Genomic DNA, 21367 nt, shown 5'->3' on the forward strand with positions numbered 1-21367 from the left:
GCACGAGGGAGGGCGTTCAGGGGCGGGGGCGCGGTGTCTGATGTGATGAGGGTGCCGCCATCACCGCCCGGAGGACACCATCCTGTACAGCCCGCTCGTCCAAGGTCTCCCCGGCGCGGCCGGCACCCGGTTCGCCGGAGCGTTCTCCGCCGGTCCCGGCACCCTCGCCGAGGCCTTCTCCGCCGGTCGGGGCGCCCACGTCATCACGCCGCACGCCGGCGGTACCGCCATCCCTGTCGCCGCACCGCTGGCCGCCGCCCTCGGCAGCCCGCTCGCCGAGGCGCTGTCCGTCGTCCTGCTCGCGGCCGTCCTCGTCTGCGCGGTCGTACGGCCTTTCAACTGGCCGGAGGCGGTCGTGGCCGTGCCCGCCGCGGGGCTGGTCCTGGCCACCGGGGCGATCTCCTGGGACCACGTCCGCGCCGAGGCCGCCCATCTGGGTCCGGTGATCGGCTTCCTCGCGGCGGTCCTCGTCCTGGCCAAGTTCTGCGACGACGAGGGGCTCTTCCAGGCGTGCGGCGCCTGGATGGCCCGCTGGGCCGCGGGGCAGCCGGGCCGGCTGCTGACCGCGGTGTTCGCGCTCGCCTCGGCGATCACGGCGGTGCTCAGCCTGGACGCCACCATCGTGCTGCTGACCCCCGTCGTGTTCGCGACGGCGGCGCGGATGGGGGCCCGCCCGAAACCGCATGTGTACGCGTGCACCCACCTGTCGAACACCGCCTCGCTGCTCCTTCCGGTCTCCAACCTCACCAACCTCCTCGCGTTCGCCGCCAGCGGTCTGAGCTTCACCCGGTTCGCCGCCCTGATGGTGCTGCCCTGGCTGGTCGCGATCGGCGCCGAGTACCTGGTCTTCCGGCGCTTCTTCGCCCGTGACCTCGCGGCGGGCGCGTTCCCCCGGCCGGCGGAGGAGTCACCGGACCTGCCGCTGTTCGCCCTGATCACCGTCGGCTGCACCCTGGCCGGTTTCGTCCTGGCCTCGGCCGTCGGCGTCGACCCGGCCTGGTCCGCCGCCGCGGGGGCGCTCGTCCTGGCCGGGCGGGCTCTCCTCCGCCGCCGCACCACCCCGCTCACCGTGGTGCGCGCCGCCGCGCCGTCCTTCCTCGCCTTCGTCCTCGCGCTCGGCATCGTCGTCCGCGCGGTCGTCGACAACGGTCTGGCCGACGCCCTCGACGACCTCCTCCCGGAGGGCGGATCACTGGCGGCGCTGCTCGGCACCGCCGCGATCGCCGCCGTCCTGGCCAACCTGATCAACAACCTGCCCGCGGTCCTCGTTCTGCTGCCACTGGCCGCCGGCTCGGGCGCGGGCGCGGTGCTGGCCGTCCTGCTCGGCGTCAACATCGGGCCCAATCTGACGTACGCGGGTTCCCTCGCGACGCTGCTGTGGCGACGTATCGTGCATCAGCACGAACACGGCGTCGACCTCAAGGAGTTCACCCGGCTGGGCGTGATCGCCGTACCCGCGGCGCTGGTGCCCGCCGTCCTGGCGCTGTGGGGCTCGCTCCACGTCATCGGAGGCTGATGGGCATGCGGGTGGTCGTCTGGCTGGTCGAGGGAACATGGCCCGCGTGCGTGGACGCCGTGCGCACGCACGCCCCCGGGGCCACGGACGTGGTGCTGCTGCATGTCACGGACCCCGCCGTGCCCGGTCTCGCGCACGGCGCCTTCGCGGGGCTTCTCGGACGCGGACGCGCCGAGCCCGATCCCGGCGACCTCCTGGAGACCCTCGGCACGGTCTCCGGGGCCGAGCTCCTCGACGCGGCGGCCCGGCGGCTCGGGGGCCCGGCGACACGTCTGGAGCGCACCGGCCGGGTGGAGCGGGAGGTCGTGGCGGCGGCCGAGGACGCCGGTCTGCTCGTCCTGGCCCGCGACGGCGACCGCAGCCGGCTCGGCCCGCACAGCCTGGGACCGGCCGGACGCTTCGTCGTCGACCACGCTCCCTGCCCGGTGCTGCTCGTGTGGCCCGAACCGGCCCCGGACGTCACGACGTTGCCTCCTCCGCCCCCGCATCCGCCGCACCACCCGGACCATCCGCGCCATCCCGATCACCCGCACCACCCTCATCCCTGAGAAGCTGCGCCCGGTGCTGAATCTGTGGCCTCTGGGTCATGAGCCCGGCGAGCTACCGAGCCGCTCCGCGATCGTCCTCAGCGCCGGCGCCCTCGGCACCTTCCCGGCGGACACCACCGGACAGGCGTCGCCGGTCTGCGGCTCCGTCAGGGCCGCCGCTGCAGGAGAACGTAGCCGTCCTGGTCCGCGACGGTCCGGTAGCGGCCGTTGTTCCGGGCCTCGGACAGCAGCCTGCGGTCGTCGTCGGGTGAGATCGGCCAGCCCTGCGGTCGCGCGCTGTCGTCGATGATCCACTCCGGGTCGGGACGGCTGACCCCCAGGCCGAACACGCTGACCAGGGTGCGGTTGGTGAGCTGCGGGACCAGCCGGTTGGAGGCGGCGACGGTGGCGCCGTCCGGGATGCGGTCCATCAGCCGCCGGGCGGTCGCGAGCCGGGGGTCGGTGTGCCAGGTGGCCGGCTGCGTCAACTGCCACAGCGGGAACTGGGGCAGCAGGAGCACGGTGACGGCCGCGCTCGCCGCCAGCGCGTACCGCACCGGGCCGGGCCGGGTCAGCGCGTCGACGAAGGCGGCGAACAGCACCGGCATCAGGACCGCGCTGTAGTGGTAGCCGGTTCCCCAGTAGGCCTGGTTGTCCGACGCGAAGCGCCACAGGAGCGTCGGCACGGCCGCCCACAGGAGCGGGGAGCGCACGGCCAGGAACCCGGTCACGGACAGCAGGGCCAGCACCGTCAGCGCCTTGGTGTCCGGGGTGACCAGTCCCACCGTGTAGTGGAGGAACAACTCGCCGACGCCCGGCGTGGCGGACCCCGCGCCGGGCACGCTGGAGGTGTAGGCGAACGTGCCACCGGGGTTGAACTCCGGTATCACGACCAGCATCTCCAGGAAGGACCCGAGCACTCCGGCCAGGAACAGGGCACCCCCCGTCCGGCGGTGGTCGTGATCGCCGGTGCGCGCGATCAGCAGACCCACGACTGCGACGGTCAGCCCGAGATCCTCCTTCACCAGCAGCAGCGGAAGCGCCCACAGGGCCGCGGCACGCGCCCGGCCACGGCCCACCGCCGTCAGGGAGAACGCCAGCAGCGGCACGGCGAAGCACACCTCGTGGAAATCGAATCCGACCGCCTGTGCGACACCCCAGGAGGCGCCGTGGCCGAGACCGACCACCAGCGCCGCCCGTCGGCCGCGTACCTCCTCGGCCCACCTGGCCAGGGGTATCACCGCCACCGCGAACAACGCGGCCTGCGCCACCAGCAGAGTCACCGGCGTCGGCCAGACCCGGTACAGCGGTGCCAGCAGGGCCAGCACGGGCGAGAAGTGGTCGCCGAGCAGCGGGAACCCCGGCCCTTTGAGCTCGGCCACCGGCAGGTGCCCGTGCGCGTAGGACCGTACCGCCTGCTCGAAGATCCCCAGGTCGTAACCGGTGGTCAGCATCCGCTGGTGCAGCCGCACGGACAGCGCCGTGTACGTCACGAAGCACACCAGGGCGAGAGTCAGCGCGGTCGCCCAGCCGGGGGCACCCCCCGACGGCCGGGCCGTTCCGGCGACGGGCCCGGCCGCGTCGTCGCGGGACGGGCGGGACGGGGAGAGGAGCGCGGGCAGGCGGGTCGGCATGTCGGGGCCTTTCGTCCGGCGGATCACCGATGCGGTGCTCGCCGCGCGGGTGGGGCCGCACGGCGAGCACCTTTGTGGGGGCCCGGACACCGTGCCGGAGAGCAGCTGACCGGGGCCTGACCGAACCTGACGAAGCGATCAGGGAGCCGCCGGAAGCCTGTGCCAGGCTGGTGGGGTGAGGATTCTGGTGGTGGAGGACGAGCGCGAACTGGCGGAGACGCTGCGCCTCGGGCTGACGGCCGAGGGCTATCGCGTGGACGTGGCCCATGACGGCCGCGAGGGCCTGTGGAAGGCCCGCACGGGTGACTACGCGGCCGTCGTGCTCGACCTCATGCTGCCGCTGCTCAACGGCTACCGGGTCTGCGCGGCGCTGCGCCGCGAGGGCATCACCACCCCCGTGCTGGTGCTCACCGCGAAGGACGGCGACTGGGACCAGGCCGAGGCCCTCGACACCGGCGCCGACGACTACGTCACCAAGCCGTTCACCTACCTGGTCCTGGTCGCACGGCTGCGCGCGCTCATCCGCCGGGCGCGGGGAGCGGCCTCCCCGCTGCTGGCGGTGGGCGACCTGGTGCTGGACGTGGCGGCCAGAACCTGCCTCAGGTCGGGCGTCGCCGTCCCGCTCACGCCCCGGGAGTTCGGAGTCGCCGAGGTGCTCGCGCGGCGGCCGGGCGAAGCGGTCACGAAGTCGGAGATCCTGCACCACGCCTGGCCGGACGAGGCCGAGGACCTCAACCTGGTCGAGGTCCGGGTCAGCGCCCTGCGCCGGAAGATCGACACGGCCTTCGGACGGCAGTCCCTCCTGACGGTGCGCGGGGTGGGCTACCGGTTGGTCGACGACCGCGGAGAGACGAGGGAAGGCGCCGTTCAGGAGCCCCCGGCCGGGCGGAACTCCGGTGACTGACGTCCCGAACGGGCGGGATCCGAGCAGGCGTCGCGCCCTGGTACCCGTGTTCCCGCCCGGCACACTCCGCCGGCTTCAGCGCGCCCGCCTGCTCCCACGCTCGGTACGGGTTCTCCGCTCGCTGCGGGTTCTCCCACGCTCGGTGCGGGCGCGTTCCGCGTTCGCCGCCGCCTTCGCCGCGGCCGTGCTCTTCACCTCCGGGGCCCTGCTGATGCGGCATCAGCTGTACGACGAGCGGCTGCGTGCCAATTCGTCGGTGGCCCAGGAGCAGGTCGACACCCTGCTCAGCGCTACCGCCCACTCGTCCATCAGCGGCCCCTGGGGAGCGCCGTACGAAATCGTCGCCGACGACGGCGTGCTCCTGGCGTCCAGTCCCGAGCTGGAGCCGTACGAGAAGGACGGCCACGCGTTCCTCCCGGGCCCGGGGCGGGGCGGGAGCCTGCCCCTGTACACCAGACGCCGGTTCACGTTCCCCGCCGTGGCCGAGCCGGCGGCCCGCTCGCTGTCCGGACAGACCCTGACCACCGTCGATGGGACGGTGCCCGCCTCCTATCTGCCCGGCGAGACGCAGGGGCGCGGGGTGGCGGCCGGCGCCCGGGTCCGGGTGTACGTCCTGATCGTCCCGGACGATGCCGAGCGAGCGGTCGGCGAACTCGACCGGGAACTCGTCGTGGCCGTTCCCCTCGCGACCGCGCTGGTGGCCGGGGTGGCCTGGCTGGCCACGCGGCGGGCGCTGCGGCCGGTCGAGGCGATCAGGGCGCGTACCGCCTCGGTGACCGCGACGGACCCCCGCGAACGGGTGGAGGTACCCGACACCGCCGACGAGGTGGCGGAACTGGCACTGACCATCAACGCCACCCTGCAGCGGTTGGAGGAGGCGGCCACGGCACAGCGCCGGTTCGTGGCGGACGCCGCGCACGAACTGCGCAGCCCGCTCGCCACCCTGCTCGCGGGGCTGGAGGTGGCCACCGCCTACCCCGACAGGGCCGACTGGCCCGCCGTGGTGTCCGCGGCCGGCCGGCAGACGCAGCGGCTGAGCGGTCTGACGGAGGAACTGCTCCTGCTGGCCCGGCTGGACGCAGGCGCTCCGTCGGCCCCCGCCGAACGGTTCGGCCTGGCGGCGCTGATGGGCCGGCTCGTGGAGGAGTACGCGGAACGCGCCGGGGGTTCCCCGAAGGTGGATCTCCTCGTCGCCGCGCCGGGTACGGCGACGACGGTGTTCGCGGCACCCGGTGACCTCGAACGGATCCTCCGGAACCTGCTCGACAACGCCCTGCGCCACGCCGTCGACCGCGTGCTGCTGACCGTGGCCCGGGACTCGGCCGCACCCGGGTCGGTGCTGTGCACCGTCCGCGACGACGGGCCCGGCGTCGCGGAAGCCGACAGCGAACGGATATTTGAGCGGTTCACCCGCCTGGACGAGTCCCGCACCCGTACGGACGGCGGCACCGGCCTCGGCCTCGCCATAGCCCGCGACCTGGCGGCCCGGCACGGCGGCCTGCTCGTGCTGGCGGTGCAGCCGAAGGGTTCGGGGGCGTGCTTCGTCCTCCGCCTGCCCGCGGGAGACCCGCTCCCAGACCTCGTGACCTGTGAAAAGACGATGTGACGCAGGCACTGAGGACGCCCGTCGGGCGGACGCCCGGCCGTGTCGCGTGCCGCCTCGGGACGAACCGCTCACGCGCGGTGGTGGGCGAGTCCCCGGACGGGGTAACCGCCCGGTGTGGGACACGAGCGGTACGCCGAGAGGGGACGGTCGTATGGCGGTCACGGACAGGAGCGGGCTCGGCCGGTTCGAGCAGGACGGCTTCGTGGTGCGGCGCGGGCTGTTCGCCCCGGACGAGATCGACACGCTGTGCGCGGAGTTCGCGGCGCTGCACGAGGCCGGCCCCGTCCCCGGGCACTTCGAACCCCGGTCCCCGAGGACCGGCGGCACGGAGTTCGGCGGCGTCGGAACCGGCGCCCCGGCCGACCCGCTGCACGTCTTCCCCCGCTTCATGCACCCGCACCGCGTCAACGCCCTGTCGCTGCGTCTGCTGCTCGACCCGCGGGTGCGGGACGTCCTCGAGATCCTGCTGGGGGAAGAGGTGCTGGCCGCCCAGAGCATGTTCTACTTCAAGCCGCCCGGAGCCCGCGGCCAGGCGTTGCACCAGGACAACTTCTATCTGCGCGTCGAGCCCGGCACCTGTGTGGCCGCGTGGACCGCCTGCGATGTCATCGACCGTGAGAACGGCGGCCTGGAGGTCGTGCCGGGCACGCATCGGATGAACCTGTTCTGCCCGCACGAGGCGGACCCGGCGCTGTCCTTCGCCCGCGAGTACGTACCGCCGCCCGCCGGTCTGACCGCCGTGCCCGTCGACATGGAACCGGGGGACGTCCTGTTCTTCAACGGCAGCCTGGTCCACGGCTCCGGCCCCAACCGCAGCCGTGACCGTTTCCGCCGGTCCTTCATCGGCCACTACGTCGGCCGCTCCACCCGGCGCATCGGCGGCTTCTACCGCACGCTGACGATGGACGGTGAAGCCGTGACCCTGCCCGAGAACGAGGGCGCGGGCCCGTGCGGGACGGGCTGGACGGCGGCCGGTCCGCACTGAACGCCGGAACAGCCTACCGGCGGCGCCCTCGGCCGAGGCGGCCACTTGACGAAGCCGGGCATGCGCGATTTGATCCTCTGAGTGCCGTGGTGCGACCCGGTACGCAGAGGTGCGCCCAGCCGGTAACGGACCAGGTTCAAGTCCGGCCAAAGTCGCCAGGATCGCTCGAAGCGTCCGAGGCGGGGACGCATTCGCGATTGGTGGAGCGGACATGCCCCCCGTCAAACGTGTTCTCCGCGCCGGAGTTCCGGTCACGGTCCTCGCAGGTCTTCTGACGCTCGCGGGCTGCGACGCGGGCACGGACACGAGCGCCTCGGCCAAACCGACGCCCCGGCCCGGCCGGACAGCGACTTCCGTCGAACTCCCCCCGCTCCACTCGGGGTTCGACTACCAGATCGGCGGCGCCTACCCCCCGGCCGCCGACGTCCGCATCGTCAGCCGCGACCGCTCGTCCTCCCCCGCCGGGGGCCTGTACAACATCTGCTACGTCAACGCCTTCCAGGCCCAGCCCGAGGAGCGCGGGCAGTGGCCCTCCGACCTGCTGCTGCGCGACGCGGACGGCAAGGTCGTCGTCGACCAGGACTGGAACGAGGCGCTGCTGGACATCCGGACGCCGGACAAGCGCCGACGGGTGGCCGCGCGGGTCGAGAAGTGGATCGACGACTGCGCCGACAAGGGATTCGACGCCGTCGAGCCCGACAACTACGACAGCTACACCCGCTCGCGGAAACTGCTGAGCGCGGAGGACGCCACCGCGTTCATCACCCTGCTCTCGCGGCACGCGCACGCCCGGCATCTGGCGATCGGGCAGAAGAACACCGCCGAACTGGCGGGAGTCAGATCGCGGACCGGGCTCGACTTCGCGGTGGCGGAGGAGTGCGGCGAGTACGACGAGTGCGGCGAGTACGCGAAGGCCTTCCACGACCGGGTGGTGGTCGTCGAGTACACCGACAGCGGTCTGCGCAAGGCCCGTTCGGCCTTCGGCGACCGGCTGAGCATCGTGCGCCGGGACGTGAAGGTCTCGACACCCGGCAGCGCGGACTACGTCCGCGAAACGCGCTGACGGGAGGCCGGGATGACACGCGTGATCGCGCGGCGCCGGCTGCTCCTGGGCGCGGCCGCCGCCGGGGCACTGGCAGGCTGCGGCGGCCCCTCGGACGGCGTCGGCACCGACGGCAGGGTGACCGTCGAACTGTGGCACGGCCAGAACGACACGGCCAGGAAGGCCGTGGAGTCGCTGGTGGCCGAGTTCAACCGCACGCATCCACGCATCCGCGTGGACAGTTCGGGCGGCGGGGTGGTGGCCGACGCCATGCTCCAGAAGGTGACGGCGGCGCTCGCCGCCGGCTCGTACCCCGACATCGCCTACATCTTCGGCTCGGACCTGGCGAGCGTCGCCCGCAGTCCCCGGGTCGTCGACCTCACGTCCGCGCTGCACGGGGGCACCCCGCCGTGGAAGTCCTTCTGGGCGCCGGTACGGGACGCGGTCACCGTCAACGGCAGGGTGCGCGCCGCCCCGGCGGTGCTCGACTCGCTGGCCGTCGTCTACAACAAGAAGCTGTTCCGCGAGGCCGGGGTCCCCTTCCCGAAGGCGGGGTGGAGCTGGGACGAGTTCACCGACACCGCGCGCAGACTCACCGACTCCGGACGCGGGACATTCGGCACGGGCTGGCCGGGCACGGGCGACGAGGACACGGTCTGGCGGCTGTGGCCGATGATCTGGGACCTCGGCGGCGAGGTGATCGCCGCCGACGGCGGGAGGGTCGGCTTCGCCGGGCAGGGCGCCCAGGCTCTGTCGACCCTCGCCCGACTGGCCCACGACAAAAGCGTCTACGTCGACCCGAAGCCCGGCAGCGAGCAGATGTACCAGGTGTTCCTGAGCGGCCGGATGGCGATGGTGGCGACGGGACCCTGGCAGCTTCCGGACGTCATCACCGCCAAGGTCGACTACGGCGTCGTCCCGCTCCCGACGTACAGCGGCAGGCCCGTCACCATCTCCGGGCCGGACACCTGGACCGTCTTCGACAACGGTTCCGCCCGTTCCCGGGCGGCCGTCGAGTTCGTGCGCTGGATGATCCGGCCGGGCCAGGACGCGCGCTGGGACATCGCGGCGGGCAGTCTCCCGCTCGGCTCGGCCACCGCCCGGCGTCCGGAGTGGCGCGAACACGCGCGGACGACCACCGGGCTCGACGTGTTCACCGACACGCTGAACTCCGCCCGGGTCCGGCCCGTGCACGCCGCCTATCCGCAGATCTCCCAGGCCCTCGGTGAGGCGATCGTCTCGGTCCTGCTCGGCAAGGACTCCCCCGCCCACGCCGTCCGCCGGTGCGCCGACACGGCCGACGCGGCCCTGCTCATCCCCCGGTGACCTCGACTCGTCCCCCGGTGAACCCGACTTCAGACGTTCCCAGCCGGCTTCCGGCTGAAGGAGGCCGTCATGTCCACCCTTCCCCGTGCCATCACCGTCGTTCCGGGCCCCGCGGTGACCCCGGCCGCCGCACGGCGCGCCGCCCGCCGCCGCGGCCGTCGGGAGACCGCCACCGCCTGGGCCTTCATCAGCCCGGCGGTCGTCGTGATCCTCGGTCTGAGCATCGTGCCCGTCGTCTGGTCGCTGCTGCTCTCCTTCCGGGCCGACGACCTGGTCACCCCGGGCCGCTGGGTCGGCCTCGACAACTACCGGGCCCTGGCCCATGACCCCAACTTCCGTACGGCCGTGGGCAATACACTGCTGTACGCCGCCCTCTACGTGCCGCTCAGCCTGTTCGGCGGGCTGATGCTGGCCCTGGCGCTGAACCGCCGTATCCGGTTCATCGGCCTCTACCGCACGCTCGTCTTCGTTCCGTTCGTGGTCTCGGCGACCGCGCAGGGCGTGCTGTTCTCGTTCATCCTCGATCCCGAGTTCGGTGTCGCGAACTCCCTGCTGCACAAGCTCGGGCTGTCCCCGCAGGGCTTTCTCACCGACCCCGACCAGGCGATCTATCTGCTGGTGCTGATCTCGCTGTGGAGCGGTGTCGGATTCTGCGTCGTCGTCTATCTGGCCGCGCTGCAGGACGTGCCGCCCGAACTCGTGGAAGCCGCGCGGATCGACGGGGCGGGCCGCGGGCGGGTGCTGCGCCACATCGTCCTGCCGACCCTGACCCCGGTCACCGTGTTCCTGCTGCTGTGGCAGCTGATCACGGCACTCCAGGTCTTCGACCTGATCTATGTGACGACGAAGGGCGGCCCCCTCGGCTCGACCGGCGTGGTCGTCTACTTCGTCTGGCAGCAGGCGTTCCAGACGTTCACGGCGGGCTACGGGGCCGCCGCGGCGTACGTCCTCGCGGTCGCCCTGCTGGTGGCGGGCGGGGCACTGCGTCTTCTGCGACGCCGGCAGGAACGTACCGAAGGAGCGGTCCGATGAGTTCACCCGCGACCTCCCGCAGGCCGAGCACGTGGCATCTGCTGCTGGCGCCGCTGACCCTGTGCTTCGCGCTGCCGCTGGTGTGGCTGGTGCTCAGCTCGGTGATGTCCGACGTCGAGATCAACCGGTTCCCGCCCGCGCTGTGGCCGAAGGGGATCGACCTGGGCGGCTACCGGTATGTGCTCGGGAACGCGATGTTCCCGCGCTGGTTCGCCAATTCGCTGATCGTCGCGGTCGCGGCCGTCCTGTCGAACCTGCTGCTGGGAGCACTCGGCGGCTACGCCTTCGCGCGGATGCGGTTCGCCGGATCACGGACCCTGCTCGCTCTGATGCTCGCGACGATGGTGATCCCCTTCCAGCTCACGATGATCCCGACCTTCCTGGTGATGAAGGAGCTGGGTCTCATCGACACGCTCGGCGCGCTGATCGTGCCCTCGCTCGTCACCCCGTTCGCGGTCTTCCTGTTCCGGCAGTTCTTCCTCGCGCTGCCCAGGGAGATGGAGGAGGCGGCCTGGATCGACGGGTGTTCGCGGCTGCGGGTGCTGTTCTCGATCGTGCTGCCGCTGGCCCGGCCCGCGCTGGCCACGGTCGCGGTGCTGACCTTCCTGAGCACCTGGAACGACTTGTCCTGGCCGCTCATCGCGATCAACCACGACACGCGGTACACCTTGCAGCTCGGTCTGACGACGTTCCAGGGACAGCACCACACGCGGTGGTCGGCGGTGATGGCGGGCAACGTGATCACCGTGCTGCCCGTCCTGGTGGCGTTCCTGCTCGCGCAGAAGACCTTTGTCCAGTCGCTCACTTCGAGCGGCCTGAAGGGCTAGGCCACCATGAAATCCTTCGATCTCCTCGTCGTCGGCGACGCCAATCCGGATGTCGTCCTCGGCCCGTTGCGCGGCCCCCTGGAGTTCGGACAGCGCGAACAGCTCGTCGAGCACGCCGGGTTGGTGCTCGGCGGCTCCGCCGCGATCATGGCGTGCGGGGCGGCGCGGCTCGGGCTGCGGGTCGCGTTCGCGGGCCGGGTGGGCGACGATCCCGCGGGTGCCTTCGTGCGTGAGGCGCTCGCCGGGCGCGGTGTCGACGTGGGCCTCCTGGTCACCGACCCGGTCCGGCCCACGCCGCTCACGGCCGTCGTCATGGCCGGGGACGGGGACCGGGCCATCCTGACGGCGCCGGGCTGTCTCACCGAGACCGGTCCCGAGGACGTGCCGCGGGACCTGATAGCGACCTCCCGGCATGTGCACGCGGCCTCGTTCTTCCTGATGCCCCGTCTGGCCCGGTCCCTGGCCTCGGTGTTCGGCCTGGCCCGGGAGACCGGCGCGACGACGTCGCTCGACACGAACGACGACCCGGCCGGACGCTGGGACCACCAACTCCTCGATCCCGTACTGGAGTTCACCGATTTCCTGTTGCCCAACGCGGCCGAGGCGTCGGCGCTGTCCGGGGAAGCCGATCCGGTCGCCGCTGCCGCCGTCCTGGCCGGCCGGGGGCCGACGGTCGTGGTCAAGGACGGCGCGAACGGCGCCCTCGCCGACACCGGGACGCGGCTGGCACACGCACCGGCCACGGCCGTCGACCCCGTGGACACCGTCGGCGCGGGCGACAGCTTCGACGCCGGGTTCGTCGCCGCGACCCTGCACGGCCTCGACCTGCGCTCCGCGCTCACCGTGGCCGCGGCCTGCGGTTCGCTGTCGACCCGAGCACACGGTGGCACCGCGGCACAGCCCACCTGGGACGAGGCCCTCGCCGCGGCCCGCGCGCACCTCCCGGACCTCCGGGACCTCCCAGCCCTCCCCGACCCCTCGGCGTCTCGAACCGGCCGCTGAGCGCCGGCGCCCCCGATACCGCCGGGCACCCGGCCATCCCACCGAATCCCCGCACCCGCGAGACCAGGAGCCGTTCATGAACGACGTCACCGCCCCGAAGATCGCCTTCATCGGAGCCGGGAGCGTGGTGTTCACCCAGGGACTGCTGGCCGACCTGTTCAGGTTCCCCGAACTCGCGCACGCGCACATCGCGTTGCACGACATCGACCCGGAGCGGCTCGACACCGCCGAGGGCGCCGCCCGGTACATCGCCGGCGTACGCGGCGTCGAGCCCGCGATCACCGCGCACCCCGACCGACGGGCGGCCCTGGAGGACGCCGACTTCGTCATCAACATCATCCAGGTCGGCATGGACCGCGCGACCCGCACCGACTTCACCGTGCCCGCCCGCTACGGACTGCGCCAGACCATCGGCGACACCCTCGGCATCGGAGGCATCTTCCGGGCCCTGCGCACCTTCCCGGTGCTCCGCGCACTCGCCTCCGACATGGCCGAACTCTGCCCGGACGCCCTGCTGTTGAACTACACCAACCCCATGGCCATGAACGTCCTCTACCTGAGCCGCATCGCGCCGAAGCTGCGCGTCACCGGCCTGTGCCACTCGGTGCACTGGACGATGCACGACCTCGCCCAGCTCGTCGGGGTCCCCTTCGAGGAGGTCACCCACCTGGCCGCCGGGGTCAACCACCAGGCGTGGGTACTGCGTTTCGAGCGCGCGGGCCAGGACCTCTACCCGCTCCTCGACGAGGCCATCGCCAAGGACCCCGGGCTGCTGCGCCGGGTCCGCGTGGACATGTACCGCCGCCTCGGCCACTACCCCACCGAGACGAGCGAACACTCCTCGGAGTACGTGCCGTGGTACCTCCACCACGACAGCGAGATCGAGCGGCTCAGGCTGCCGGTGGGCGCCTATCTGGACATCATCGAGGAGAACGCCGCGAGCTACCGGCGCACCCGTGAGGCCCTCGCCTGCGGAGTGCCCCTCCCCGTCGAGGGCACCTTGGAGTACGCCCCGCAGATCATCCACAGCACACTCACCGGCACCCCCCGCACGATCTACGGCAATGTGCCCAACCGCGGCCTGATCGACAACCTTCCGGCGGACTGCGTCGTCGAAGTCCCGTGCCTGACCGACGCGTTGGGGGTGCAGCCGACCCGTGTCGGCGCGCTGCCCCCGCAGTGCGCCGCGCTGAACAGCGCGTACGTCTCCGTCACCGACCTGGTGGTCCGCGCCGCCACCGACGACGAGCCGCGGCACATCCGGCACGCCGCGATGGCCGACCCCGCGACGGCCGCCGCTCTCCCCGTCGAGCGCATCTGGGACCTGTGCGACGACCTCGTACGGGCTCACGGTGATCTCCTCCAGCCCGGGCTGAGGGCGCTGCTGGGCCACTGAGCGGGGGGCGATGTCCGTTCACCGTCACCCTTAGGGGGTGAGGCCGGGCGGGGCCGGGTGCCGCAGGCTCGGTGGTGAGTGGCTGCGGTCGCAGCCCGTGCAACGGAGGTCTCGCCATGGCAACCACCCAGCATCACACCCGCTCCAAGGCCACGATGACAACCGCGAGCGGCCTGATGATCTTCGCCTCGGTGATGCTGTTCGTCTCCGGCGTCCTGGACATCCTGCGGGGCGTCATGGCCGTCGCCGAGGACGACGTCTTCGTCACCGGCCAGAACTACGTCTTCAAGTTCGACCTGACGAGCTGGGGCTGGATCCACCTGGCGCTCGGCGCGATCGCCGTGGTCGTGAGCCTCGGCCTGTTCACGGCGGCCACCTGGGCCCGGGTGATCGGCGTCGGCATCGCCGCACTGCTGATCATCGCCAACTTCCTCGACATCCCGTACTACCCCGTCTGGTCGCTGACGCTGATCGCCCTGTACGGATTCGTCATCTGGGCGCTCTGCGTGGCCCGCCCGGACACGGACACCGTCTAGGTGTATTGACCCGCAGCGTTGTTCACACGGCTGATGGGTGGCTGGCCTCCGAGGGCGGTGTGGCAGCGATGGTAGTTGTAGCCGTGGAGGAAGTCGTCCAGGGCGGCCGTGCGTTCGTCGTTGCTGGTGTAGGGCCGCAGGTAGGCCCATTCGTCGAGCAGGGTGCGGTTGAAGCGTTCGACCTTGCCGTTGGTCTGCGGCCGGTAGGCGCGCGTCAGCTTTCCGGTCGCGCCGATCTCGGCGAGGGCCTGTTTCCAGGCCAGGCCCTTGCGGTAGGCCCAGGCGTTGTCGGTGAGCACGCGTTCGATGCGGGTGATGCCGTGCGTGTGGAAGAACGCAGCCGCGCGGGTGAGGAAGCCCGCGCAGGTGGCGACCTTCTCGTCCGGGTGGATCTCGCTGTAGGCGAGGCGACTGTGGTCGTCGACGGCGGAGTGGACGTAGTCGAAGCCCATGCTGCTGCGGGTGGCGCGGCCGGCCTGGCGTCCGAGGACTTTGTGGCCGCCGCCGTCGGGGATCCGACCGAGCTTCTTGACGTCGATGTGGATCAGTTCGCCGGGCCGGTCGCGTTCGTAGCGGCGGATGACCTGGCCGGTGGGCCGGTCCAGGTGGGCCAGGCGGTTCAGGCCGTGGCGGGTCAGGATCCGGTGGATGGTCGAGGCGGGCAGGCCCAGGATCGGGCCGAGCCGTGCGGGACCGAGTTTGCGGGCCTGCCGCAGTTGGCAGACCCGGGCCTCCAGGGCCGCAGGTGTGCGATGCGGTGTCGTCCGGGGCCGGCTGGAGCGGTCGGCGAGGCCCGGTTCGCCCTCGTCCCGCCAGCGGCGGACCCACTTGTGGGCCGTGGCTCGGGAGACGCCCATCTCGGCCGCCACATGAGCGACCGGGCGGCCCGCGCAGACACGTTCGACCAGCAGCCGCCTGCCATGAACGGTCAGCCGGGCATTACGGTGGGACACGAAGACCTCCGTGCGGTGCAGTCCTAGACAGCTCCACCACATCGGAGGTCTTCGCCATGTTCAAGACCCGCCAGTGTCAACAACGCTCGTGATCAATACACCTAGGGCGTGTCCGGTCGATCACGGCGCAGACGCGGCGGCGACGCCGGAACCGGCCCGGACCACCTGACCGGGCCGGGCCGGCTCCCGGTGCGACGGTCCGCGGCTCACAGGATGTGCAGGTCGCGGGCCCGTCGTACGGCCTCGCCCCGGCGGGTCGCGGCGAGCTTGCGGTAGACGCTCTTGAGGTGGGTCTTGACCGTGTTGACCGACAGATGCAGATCGGCCGCGATCTCGTCCCTCGACATCATCTGCGCCAGCCGTTCCAGCACCTCCTGTTCGCGCTCACTGAGCGGTTCGATCACCGGTTCGATCACGGATTCCTGACCCGTCCGCAGGCCCGGCCCGGTACCCCGGACCGCGGCCGCCTCCGGGAGCCACTCATGGCCCTGGGCCAGCGCGGGCCGGTGCCGCACGAAGGCCCGTATCCACGGGCCGGCCTCCAGGAACGGCCGTCTCAGACGCTCCGGTCTGGCCGTCCGCAGGGCCCGCGCCACCAGTCGCTGGGCGGTGGAGTCGTCGCCCAGCGCGTCCGCGGTCTGCGCCCGCGCGAGCAGCACCCGGACGGCGATGCCGGGCCCCTCGTCCACCTCGGCGGAGAGTGCGTCGAGCAGGGCGCGCGCCGCCTCCCGGTCACCGGTGGCGAGCCGGGCACGGGCGGCGGCCGCCGTGGCCTCCGGCCCGGTCGCCCGCTCCTCCACGAGCACCTCCGCCGCGGCGAGCGGTTCGCCCAGCGCCAGGTACGCGGTCGACATGGCCAGCGCGGCCCGGTCGCTGACCCACGGTGAGGGTTCGACCCCGTGCGGCGGGCGCTTGAGCTCCTCCAGGACGCGCAACGCCTCCTTCGGATGCCCCTTGGCCAGCAGTATCCGGGAGCGCAGCAACGCCAGGCCCGCCGTCGCGACGGGATCGTGCGAGGCCGTACCGGATGCGGTCGCCTGGTCCAGATGGGTCTGCGCCGCCGCCAGATCGTCACGCTCCTCGGCGACCGCAGCGAGGACGAGCTGGGCGACGCCCGTCCGGTCGGCGGGCGGCAGCCCGGAGCGCTCCGCCTCGGCGACCGCCGCCCGCGCGTGCGACTCCGCCCGGCTCGGCCGGCCGCACAGGAGGTCGATCAGGGCGAGCCGGCTGAGGGATTCGTGCCGGGGGTACGCGGTGGACGGCCCGTCATCGACCTGCACGGCGGCGGACAGCGAGAGCCGGGCCGCGTCGAGCCGTCCCGCCCAGAGCTGCGCCGAGCCCAGGTCGGTGAGCATCAGGGCGGGCAGTTCCGGGTGCCGTTCCAGCCGCTCGGCCGGAAGGGACAGCTCCGCCGCCGTCATGTCCTCGGCCGCCGCCTGCGCCGCCTCGGCCGAGCCGGTCAGCCGGGCGGCGAACACCCGCAGCAGCGCGTGGCTCAGCCTCAGGGCCGCCGTGCCGGCCTCGTCGCCGGCCAGGTTCTCCCCTGCCCGGCGCAGGTAGTCGAGGCCCCGGTCGACGTCGTGACGGACGAGTTCACGGGCGGCGCGCACCAGACACGCGGCCGGGCCGGCCGCGTCCGGGGGCATGGCGGCGAACAGTCCGTCGAGGCGCTCGGCGTCGAGTCCCGTCAGCAGTTCGCCGATGGCCAGCTCGTCGACGAACCGGTCGGCCGCGAGCTCCCATTCACCCGCCCCCGCCGCGTGCGGCAGGGCCTCCGCCAGCAGGCCCGACTCGCTCAGCCAGCGGGCGGCCCGCCGGTGCAGCTCCGGCTCCATGCCCGGGAGTCTGACCCGCAGGTGGACCCGCAGGATCTCCGCGAACAAGGGGTGCAGCCGGTACCACGAGTGGCCGATGGCCTCGACGAAGGCGTTGGCGTGCTGGAGGCCGGCCAGGATGGGATCCGCGTCGTCCCGGCCCGTCAGTGCGTTGGCGAGATCCGGGTGGATCTGATCGAGGAGGCTCGAACGCAGGAGCAGGTCCTGGGTCTCCTCCGTCTGCGCTTCGAGGACCTCGGCCAGCAGGAAGTCCGCGAGCGTGCTCTGGCCCGCCTCGAAGTTCTTGATGAACGTGTCCGGGTCGTCGACGTGCTGTGCCGCGAGGATGCACAGGCGCAGTCCGGCCGCCCAGCCTCCGGTCCACTCCGTCAGCGATCGGGCGCCGTCCTCCGACAGCCGGATGTCGTGACGGTTCAGCAGCGCGGCCGTCTCTCCCGGGACGAAGGCCAGGTCGGCGCCCCGGACCTCGGCGACCTCTCCGGCGGCACGGTAGCGGTGCAGCGGAAGCTGTGGCTCCGTACGGCTGACGACGACCAGGCGCAGGCCACCACCCGCGTGGCGCAGGACGAACTGGAGCTCGTCGGCGACCTCGGCCGAGGCGCCCACCCGGTCGAACTCGTCGAGCACCAGGATCACGGGATCCGCGCGTTCGCTCAGCCAGGCAGCCAGCCGGGTCAGCAGGGAGTGGTCGACGTCGCCGGGGCTCGACGGGCTGCCGATGTCGTCCGGGACGTCCGCTCCGTGCCGCCGCAGGGATTCCAGGACGTACGTCCAGAAGATGCCGGGGCCGGTGTCCTCGGGCTCCACGGTCAGCCAGGCCACGTCGTCCGGACGGTCCATCGTGGAGATCCAGTGGGCGACCAGGAGCGTCTTCCCCGCTCCCGCGGGCCCGTTGACCAGGGTGAGGGGGCCTCGCACACCCTCGGCGAGGCGTCCGACCAGCCGCGGCCTGCGGACGAAGGTCTCCGTCAGGTCGGGGACGGTGAACCGGACGGCGAGCAGAGGGTCGCCGCCCGGGGTCAGCAGCCCGGCCATGAGGTCCTGCCTCCGCGATGTCTCGGCAGCGGCGACGCGTCCGATCCGATGTGGTCCGGGTCCACGGCTCCCTCCCCGGTGTAACCCCCGCACACTGATCGTCACCCGCTGTCCCAAATGTCGCAAGGCAGGCTCCGGTCCCCCGCCGCGGGTGAGGTGCGGGGCGTCCGTCCCGGGTGCCATGGGAGCGGATTCCCCGGATGGCGCGAAGGCCGAGGTCCGGGTGCCATGGAGGTGCCGTGGATGTGCGGCCGGGCCGGACGCCCTGTCCGGCACGGCGGCGTCGCGGGCGGAATCGATGAGGTGGTCACCGGTGAAACACTGGCGCGCTCTTGCCGTGCTCGGGACGGCCCAGTTCCTGATGGTCCTGGACACCTCCGTCATGAACGTGTCCATCAGCCAGCTCGTGGAGGACTTCGACACCGACGTCACCGCCATCCAGGCCGTCATCACGCTCTACGCGCTGGTCATGGCCGCGTTCATGGCCACCGGCGGGCGGCTCGGCGACATCCTCGGACGCCGTCGGCTCTTCCTCGTCGGACTCGTCGTCTACGGCGTGGGCTCGGCCCTGACCGCGGTGGCTCCCACCCTGTGGATGCTCGCTCTCGGCTGGTCGGTCATCGAGGGGCTCGGAGCCGCCCTGGTGCTGCCGGCCATGGCGGCCCTCGTGGCGGAGTCCTACAGCGGAAAGGACCGGGCCGTCGCCTACGGTGTCATCGGCGGGCTCGCCGGTGCGGGCATCGCGGTCGGACCGCTGCTGGGCGGATGGGTGACGACGTACCTCACCTGGCGTCTGGTCTTCGCGGGCGAGGTCGTGGTCGTCGTCGCGATGCTCTGCTTCCGCCGGGCGATCCCCGACAGGCCCCGGCCCGAGCCCCGCCCCCGGCTGGACGGCGTGGGCGCCTTCCTGTCGGCGGCCGGACTGGGACTGGGCGTGCTGGGTGTTCTCCAGAGCGGCACCTGGGGATGGGTGCAGCCCCGCAACCCGCCCTTCACCGTCCTCGGCTTCGCTCCGACCCTGTTCGTCGTCGCCGCCGGGGTGCTCGTCCTGGCCGTCTTCGCCAAGTGGGAGCGCCGCAGGGAGGCGCACGGCACCGACCCGCTGATCCATCTGTCGCTGCTGCACCGGCTGCCCCTGCGCTCCGGCCTGCTGACGCTGGTCAGCCAGAACCTCATCCTGCTGGGGCTGTTCTTCGCCATCCCGTTGTATCTCCAGGTGGTGCAGGGATTCGACGCGTTCCAGACGGGACTGCGGCTGCTCCCGGTGTCCGTCACGATGCTGCTGGCGTCCGTACTGGCCTCCAGACTGGGGCGGGTGATGGGGCCACGCCGGGTGGTGAGACTGGCCCTGCTGACGCTGCTCGGAGCCATCACGTGGCTGCTGGCCAGCATCGAACCGGACATCGACGACGCCCAGTTCGCCGGGGCCATGGCCCTGCTGGGCGTCGGCATGGGCCTGCTCGCCTCGCAGCTCGGCAACGTGGTGCAGTCCAGCGTCGGGGAGGAGGAGCGCAGCGAGGTCGGCGGACTCCAGTTCACCGCCCAGAATCTGGGTTCCGCCCTCGGTACCGCGCTGATCGGATCGATCCTCGTCGGTGCCCTGGCGCAGGCCTTCACCAACCAGGTGGCGAAGAACCCGGCGGTGTCGCAGGAGGCACGCAGTCAGACGAGCATCGCGCTGGAGGCCGGCATCAGTTTCGTCCCCACCGACCAGGTGCGTTCGGCGGCCGAACAGGCGGGGCTGCCGCCGGCCGAGGTCGATGCCGTCACGGACTCCTACGCGACGGCGCAGCTCAACGGTCTGAAGGCGGCGATCCTCGCGGCCGGCGGCATCACGCTCGCGAGTTTCCTGGTCACGACGCACCTGCCGACCGGACGGGCGGGCCGGGGGAAGGAACCCGGGACGAGCAGCCCGACCGTCCCCGTCGAACCGGCGTGAACGCGCGAGGCTCGAACCGGCGAACCCGAGACGCTCGAACGGCGCGAACCCGGGGCGTGTGAACCGGCGTGAGCGCGCACGGCGGCTCCCCGGCCCCGATTCACCTTCTGCGGGTGAGGGCGGGCGGGGCTCGATGCCGGATGATCGTGGGGAAGGGTGCCGTCCGCCCACCCCAGGCCGCCCGCCGGGGGGAGCCCCGTATGCAGTACGAGATCCGCGTCGAGGGACATCTGTCGGAGACGCTTTCCGAGGCGTTCCCGGAGATGGACCACGTGCTGATCTCCGGCCAGACCATCCTGTTCGGCCCGGTCGTCGACGAGGCACACCTGTACGGACTGCTGGCCCGCTGCCGGTCGCTCGGCCTGCGGGTCGTGGAGATGCGCCAACTGCCCGGGTGACCACGAGGATCACCCGCCGGGGGTGAGCCGCCAAAACCCGGCGCACGGGAGCGTGGATGCCGGGAATCCACCCACCGTCCCGTCGGCGGCCCGGAACCGGTCCGCTCGACCGCGTGAGGAGGAACCATGACGGAATCGCATGGTCCGGCACCGCACACCGGACCCGAACCCGGGCCCGGGGGCCAGGCCTACGCGCCCCCGGGGGACCCCGCGGTCATGCTGGACCGCGTCGGCGCCTCCTGGACCTGGCTCCTCGGCTCGGCCGTCGCGACGCTGATCCCCGGCGTCCTGATCCTGGTCTGGCCGGACGAGACCCTGCACGTCCTCGCGGTTCTCCTGGGCCTCTACCTGCTGGTGATCGGCCTGTTCCGGTTCGTGTCCGTCTTCGGCCACCGGGAGCAGGGCAACCGGTTCGCCACGCTGCTGATCTCGGTGCTCTACGTACTGGCCGGCGTCCTGTGCCTGCGGAACCCGCTGCAGACCATCGCCGCGCTCTCCCTGATCCTCGGCATCGTCTGGCTCGTGTCCGGCGTGCTGACCGCGTACACCGCCCTCGCGGCCAAGGACCTGCCGCACCGTGGCTTCGTCCTGTGCGCGGCGGCGATCGGCATCATCGCGGGCATCGTCGTACTGGCCCTGCCGACCGAGTCGGCCCGCGCCCTGACCCGGCTGCTCGGTCTGTGGATGGTGCTGATCGGTCTGGTCGAACTGGCCGTGGCCTTCGCCTGGCGGGCCGCGCTGCGCCGGGCGGTCTCCGCCGGGCCGCGCGACCCGGCCTCCCCGTACTGAGGAGAGGCCGGAACGGAGGACCGAGCACGCCCGGCCGTACGCACACCGCCGCCCGCGATCCCTTGAGTCGTGCGGAAGGCCGGGC

18 protein-coding genes are annotated in these 21367 nt (G+C 72.2%); 15 read left to right on the plus strand and 3 right to left on the minus strand.

The genetic code is table 11. The annotated features are described in order from the left end of the window. Positions 1-229 precede the first annotated feature (229 nt). Together OG780_RS05210 and OG780_RS05215 are read left to right on the plus strand one after the other, a co-directional pair. A complete protein-coding gene (locus OG780_RS05210; RefSeq protein WP_328457906.1) occupies positions 230-1516 on the plus strand; it encodes an arsenic transporter in 1287 nt (428 codons plus the stop codon). 5 nt (positions 1517-1521) lie between these two features. Then, on the plus strand, positions 1522-2064 hold the full coding sequence (locus OG780_RS05215) for a universal stress protein (RefSeq protein WP_328445151.1): 543 nt from the start codon (positions 1522-1524) through the stop codon (positions 2062-2064). Positions 2065-2210: 146 nt separating this feature from the next. On the opposite strand, the gene OG780_RS05220 is transcribed toward OG780_RS05215, so the two are convergent. After that, entirely contained in the window at positions 2211-3677 is a 1467-nt protein-coding gene (locus OG780_RS05220) for a DUF2079 domain-containing protein (protein WP_328445153.1), read from the minus strand. 175 nt (positions 3678-3852) lie between these two features. Between OG780_RS05220 and OG780_RS05225 the strand changes: the two genes are divergently transcribed. From OG780_RS05225 to OG780_RS05270, 10 genes are all read left to right on the plus strand, one after another. After that, on the plus strand, positions 3853-4581 hold the full coding sequence (locus OG780_RS05225) for a response regulator transcription factor (RefSeq protein WP_328445155.1): 729 nt from the start codon (positions 3853-3855) through the stop codon (positions 4579-4581). Then, positions 4574-6187 carry a sensor histidine kinase gene (locus OG780_RS05230; protein WP_328445157.1) on the plus strand — a complete coding sequence of 538 codons (1614 nt, stop codon included), beginning with the start codon at positions 4574-4576 and terminating at the stop codon, positions 6185-6187. The genes OG780_RS05225 and OG780_RS05230 overlap by 8 nt, the downstream gene beginning before the upstream one ends. Before the next feature lie 151 nt (positions 6188-6338). Beyond that, positions 6339-7172, plus strand: a complete 834-nt coding sequence (locus OG780_RS05235) for a phytanoyl-CoA dioxygenase family protein (protein ID WP_328445159.1) — start codon at positions 6339-6341, stop codon at positions 7170-7172. A 211-nt stretch (positions 7173-7383) separates the two neighbouring features. Beyond that, a complete protein-coding gene (locus tag OG780_RS05240) occupies positions 7384-8235 on the plus strand; it encodes an endo alpha-1,4 polygalactosaminidase (RefSeq protein ID WP_328445161.1) in 852 nt (283 codons plus the stop codon). A 12-nt stretch (positions 8236-8247) separates the two neighbouring features. Next, on the plus strand, positions 8248-9540 hold the full coding sequence (locus OG780_RS05245; protein WP_328445163.1) for an ABC transporter substrate-binding protein: 1293 nt from the start codon (positions 8248-8250) through the stop codon (positions 9538-9540). A 69-nt stretch (positions 9541-9609) separates the two neighbouring features. Continuing rightward, positions 9610-10572, plus strand: a complete 963-nt coding sequence (locus OG780_RS05250; RefSeq protein ID WP_328445165.1) for a carbohydrate ABC transporter permease — start codon at positions 9610-9612, stop codon at positions 10570-10572. Beyond that, positions 10569-11399: a carbohydrate ABC transporter permease gene (locus tag OG780_RS05255; RefSeq protein WP_328445167.1), complete on the plus strand. Its 831-nt coding sequence runs from the start codon at positions 10569-10571 to the stop codon at positions 11397-11399. The genes OG780_RS05250 and OG780_RS05255 overlap by 4 nt, the downstream gene beginning before the upstream one ends. Positions 11400-11405: 6 nt before the next feature. Next, a complete protein-coding gene (locus OG780_RS05260; protein WP_328445169.1) occupies positions 11406-12401 on the plus strand; it encodes a carbohydrate kinase family protein in 996 nt (331 codons plus the stop codon). Positions 12402-12477: 76 nt separating this feature from the next. Continuing rightward, positions 12478-13797 (plus strand): alpha-glucosidase/alpha-galactosidase, encoded by a 1320-nt coding sequence (locus tag OG780_RS05265; protein ID WP_328445171.1) that lies wholly within the window; start codon positions 12478-12480, stop codon positions 13795-13797. Positions 13798-13913: 116 nt separating this feature from the next. Next, positions 13914-14333, plus strand: coding sequence for a DUF7144 family membrane protein (locus OG780_RS05270; protein ID WP_326783966.1), 420 nt, complete (start codon positions 13914-13916; stop codon positions 14331-14333). Here the strand turns inward: OG780_RS05270 and OG780_RS05275 are convergent. Continuing rightward, positions 14330-15286, minus strand: coding sequence for an IS481 family transposase (locus OG780_RS05275; protein WP_328444966.1), 957 nt, complete (start codon positions 15284-15286; stop codon positions 14330-14332). The two genes, OG780_RS05270 and OG780_RS05275, sit on opposite strands and share 4 nt — an antisense overlap. 206 nt (positions 15287-15492) lie before the next feature. Further along, a complete protein-coding gene (locus OG780_RS05280; protein ID WP_328445176.1) occupies positions 15493-18156 on the minus strand; it encodes a LuxR C-terminal-related transcriptional regulator in 2664 nt (887 codons plus the stop codon). Positions 18157-18469: 313 nt separating this feature from the next. On the opposite strand from OG780_RS05280, the gene OG780_RS05285 reads away from it, so the two are divergent. From OG780_RS05285 to OG780_RS05295, 3 genes are all read left to right on the plus strand, one after another. Beyond that, positions 18470-20095, plus strand: a complete 1626-nt coding sequence (locus OG780_RS05285) for an MFS transporter (protein ID WP_328445178.1) — start codon at positions 18470-18472, stop codon at positions 20093-20095. 200 nt (positions 20096-20295) lie between these two features. Then, positions 20296-20493 (plus strand): hypothetical protein, encoded by a 198-nt coding sequence (locus OG780_RS05290; RefSeq protein WP_151467062.1) that lies wholly within the window; start codon positions 20296-20298, stop codon positions 20491-20493. 126 nt (positions 20494-20619) lie between these two features. Further along, positions 20620-21282, plus strand: a complete 663-nt coding sequence (locus OG780_RS05295; protein ID WP_328445183.1) for an HdeD family acid-resistance protein — start codon at positions 20620-20622, stop codon at positions 21280-21282. Positions 21283-21367 lie beyond the last annotated feature (85 nt).

The organism is Streptomyces sp. NBC_00386, assembly GCF_036063235.1.
GTDB lineage: Bacteria > Actinomycetota > Actinomycetes > Streptomycetales > Streptomycetaceae > Streptomyces.

What these genes read in the sequence shown, in the direction of transcription:
- OG780_RS05215 (WP_328445151.1), top strand. Translation starts at nt 1,522, where the DNA reads ATGCGGGTGGTCGTCTGGCTGGTCGAGGGAACATGGCCCGCGTGCGTG.
- OG780_RS05240 (WP_328445161.1), top strand. Translation starts at nt 7,384, where the DNA reads ATGCCCCCCGTCAAACGTGTTCTCCGCGCCGGAGTTCCGGTCACGGTC.
- OG780_RS05250 (WP_328445165.1), top strand. Translation starts at nt 9,610, where the DNA reads ATGTCCACCCTTCCCCGTGCCATCACCGTCGTTCCGGGCCCCGCGGTG.
- OG780_RS05255 (WP_328445167.1), top strand. Translation starts at nt 10,569, where the DNA reads ATGAGTTCACCCGCGACCTCCCGCAGGCCGAGCACGTGGCATCTGCTG.
- OG780_RS05295 (WP_328445183.1), top strand. Translation starts at nt 20,620, where the DNA reads ATGACGGAATCGCATGGTCCGGCACCGCACACCGGACCCGAACCCGGG.
- OG780_RS05245 (WP_328445163.1), top strand. Translation starts at nt 8,248, where the DNA reads ATGACACGCGTGATCGCGCGGCGCCGGCTGCTCCTGGGCGCGGCCGCC.
- OG780_RS05260 (WP_328445169.1), top strand. Translation starts at nt 11,406, where the DNA reads ATGAAATCCTTCGATCTCCTCGTCGTCGGCGACGCCAATCCGGATGTC.
- OG780_RS05270 (WP_326783966.1), top strand. Translation starts at nt 13,914, where the DNA reads ATGGCAACCACCCAGCATCACACCCGCTCCAAGGCCACGATGACAACC.
- OG780_RS05235 (WP_328445159.1), top strand. Translation starts at nt 6,339, where the DNA reads ATGGCGGTCACGGACAGGAGCGGGCTCGGCCGGTTCGAGCAGGACGGC.
- OG780_RS05290 (WP_151467062.1), top strand. Translation starts at nt 20,296, where the DNA reads ATGCAGTACGAGATCCGCGTCGAGGGACATCTGTCGGAGACGCTTTCC.
- OG780_RS05265 (WP_328445171.1), top strand. Translation starts at nt 12,478, where the DNA reads ATGAACGACGTCACCGCCCCGAAGATCGCCTTCATCGGAGCCGGGAGC.
- OG780_RS05220 (WP_328445153.1), bottom strand. Translation starts at nt 3,677, where the DNA reads ATGCCGACCCGCCTGCCCGCGCTCCTCTCCCCGTCCCGCCCGTCCCGC.
- OG780_RS05280 (WP_328445176.1), bottom strand. Translation starts at nt 18,156, where the DNA reads ATGGCCGGGCTGCTGACCCCGGGCGGCGACCCTCTGCTCGCCGTCCGG.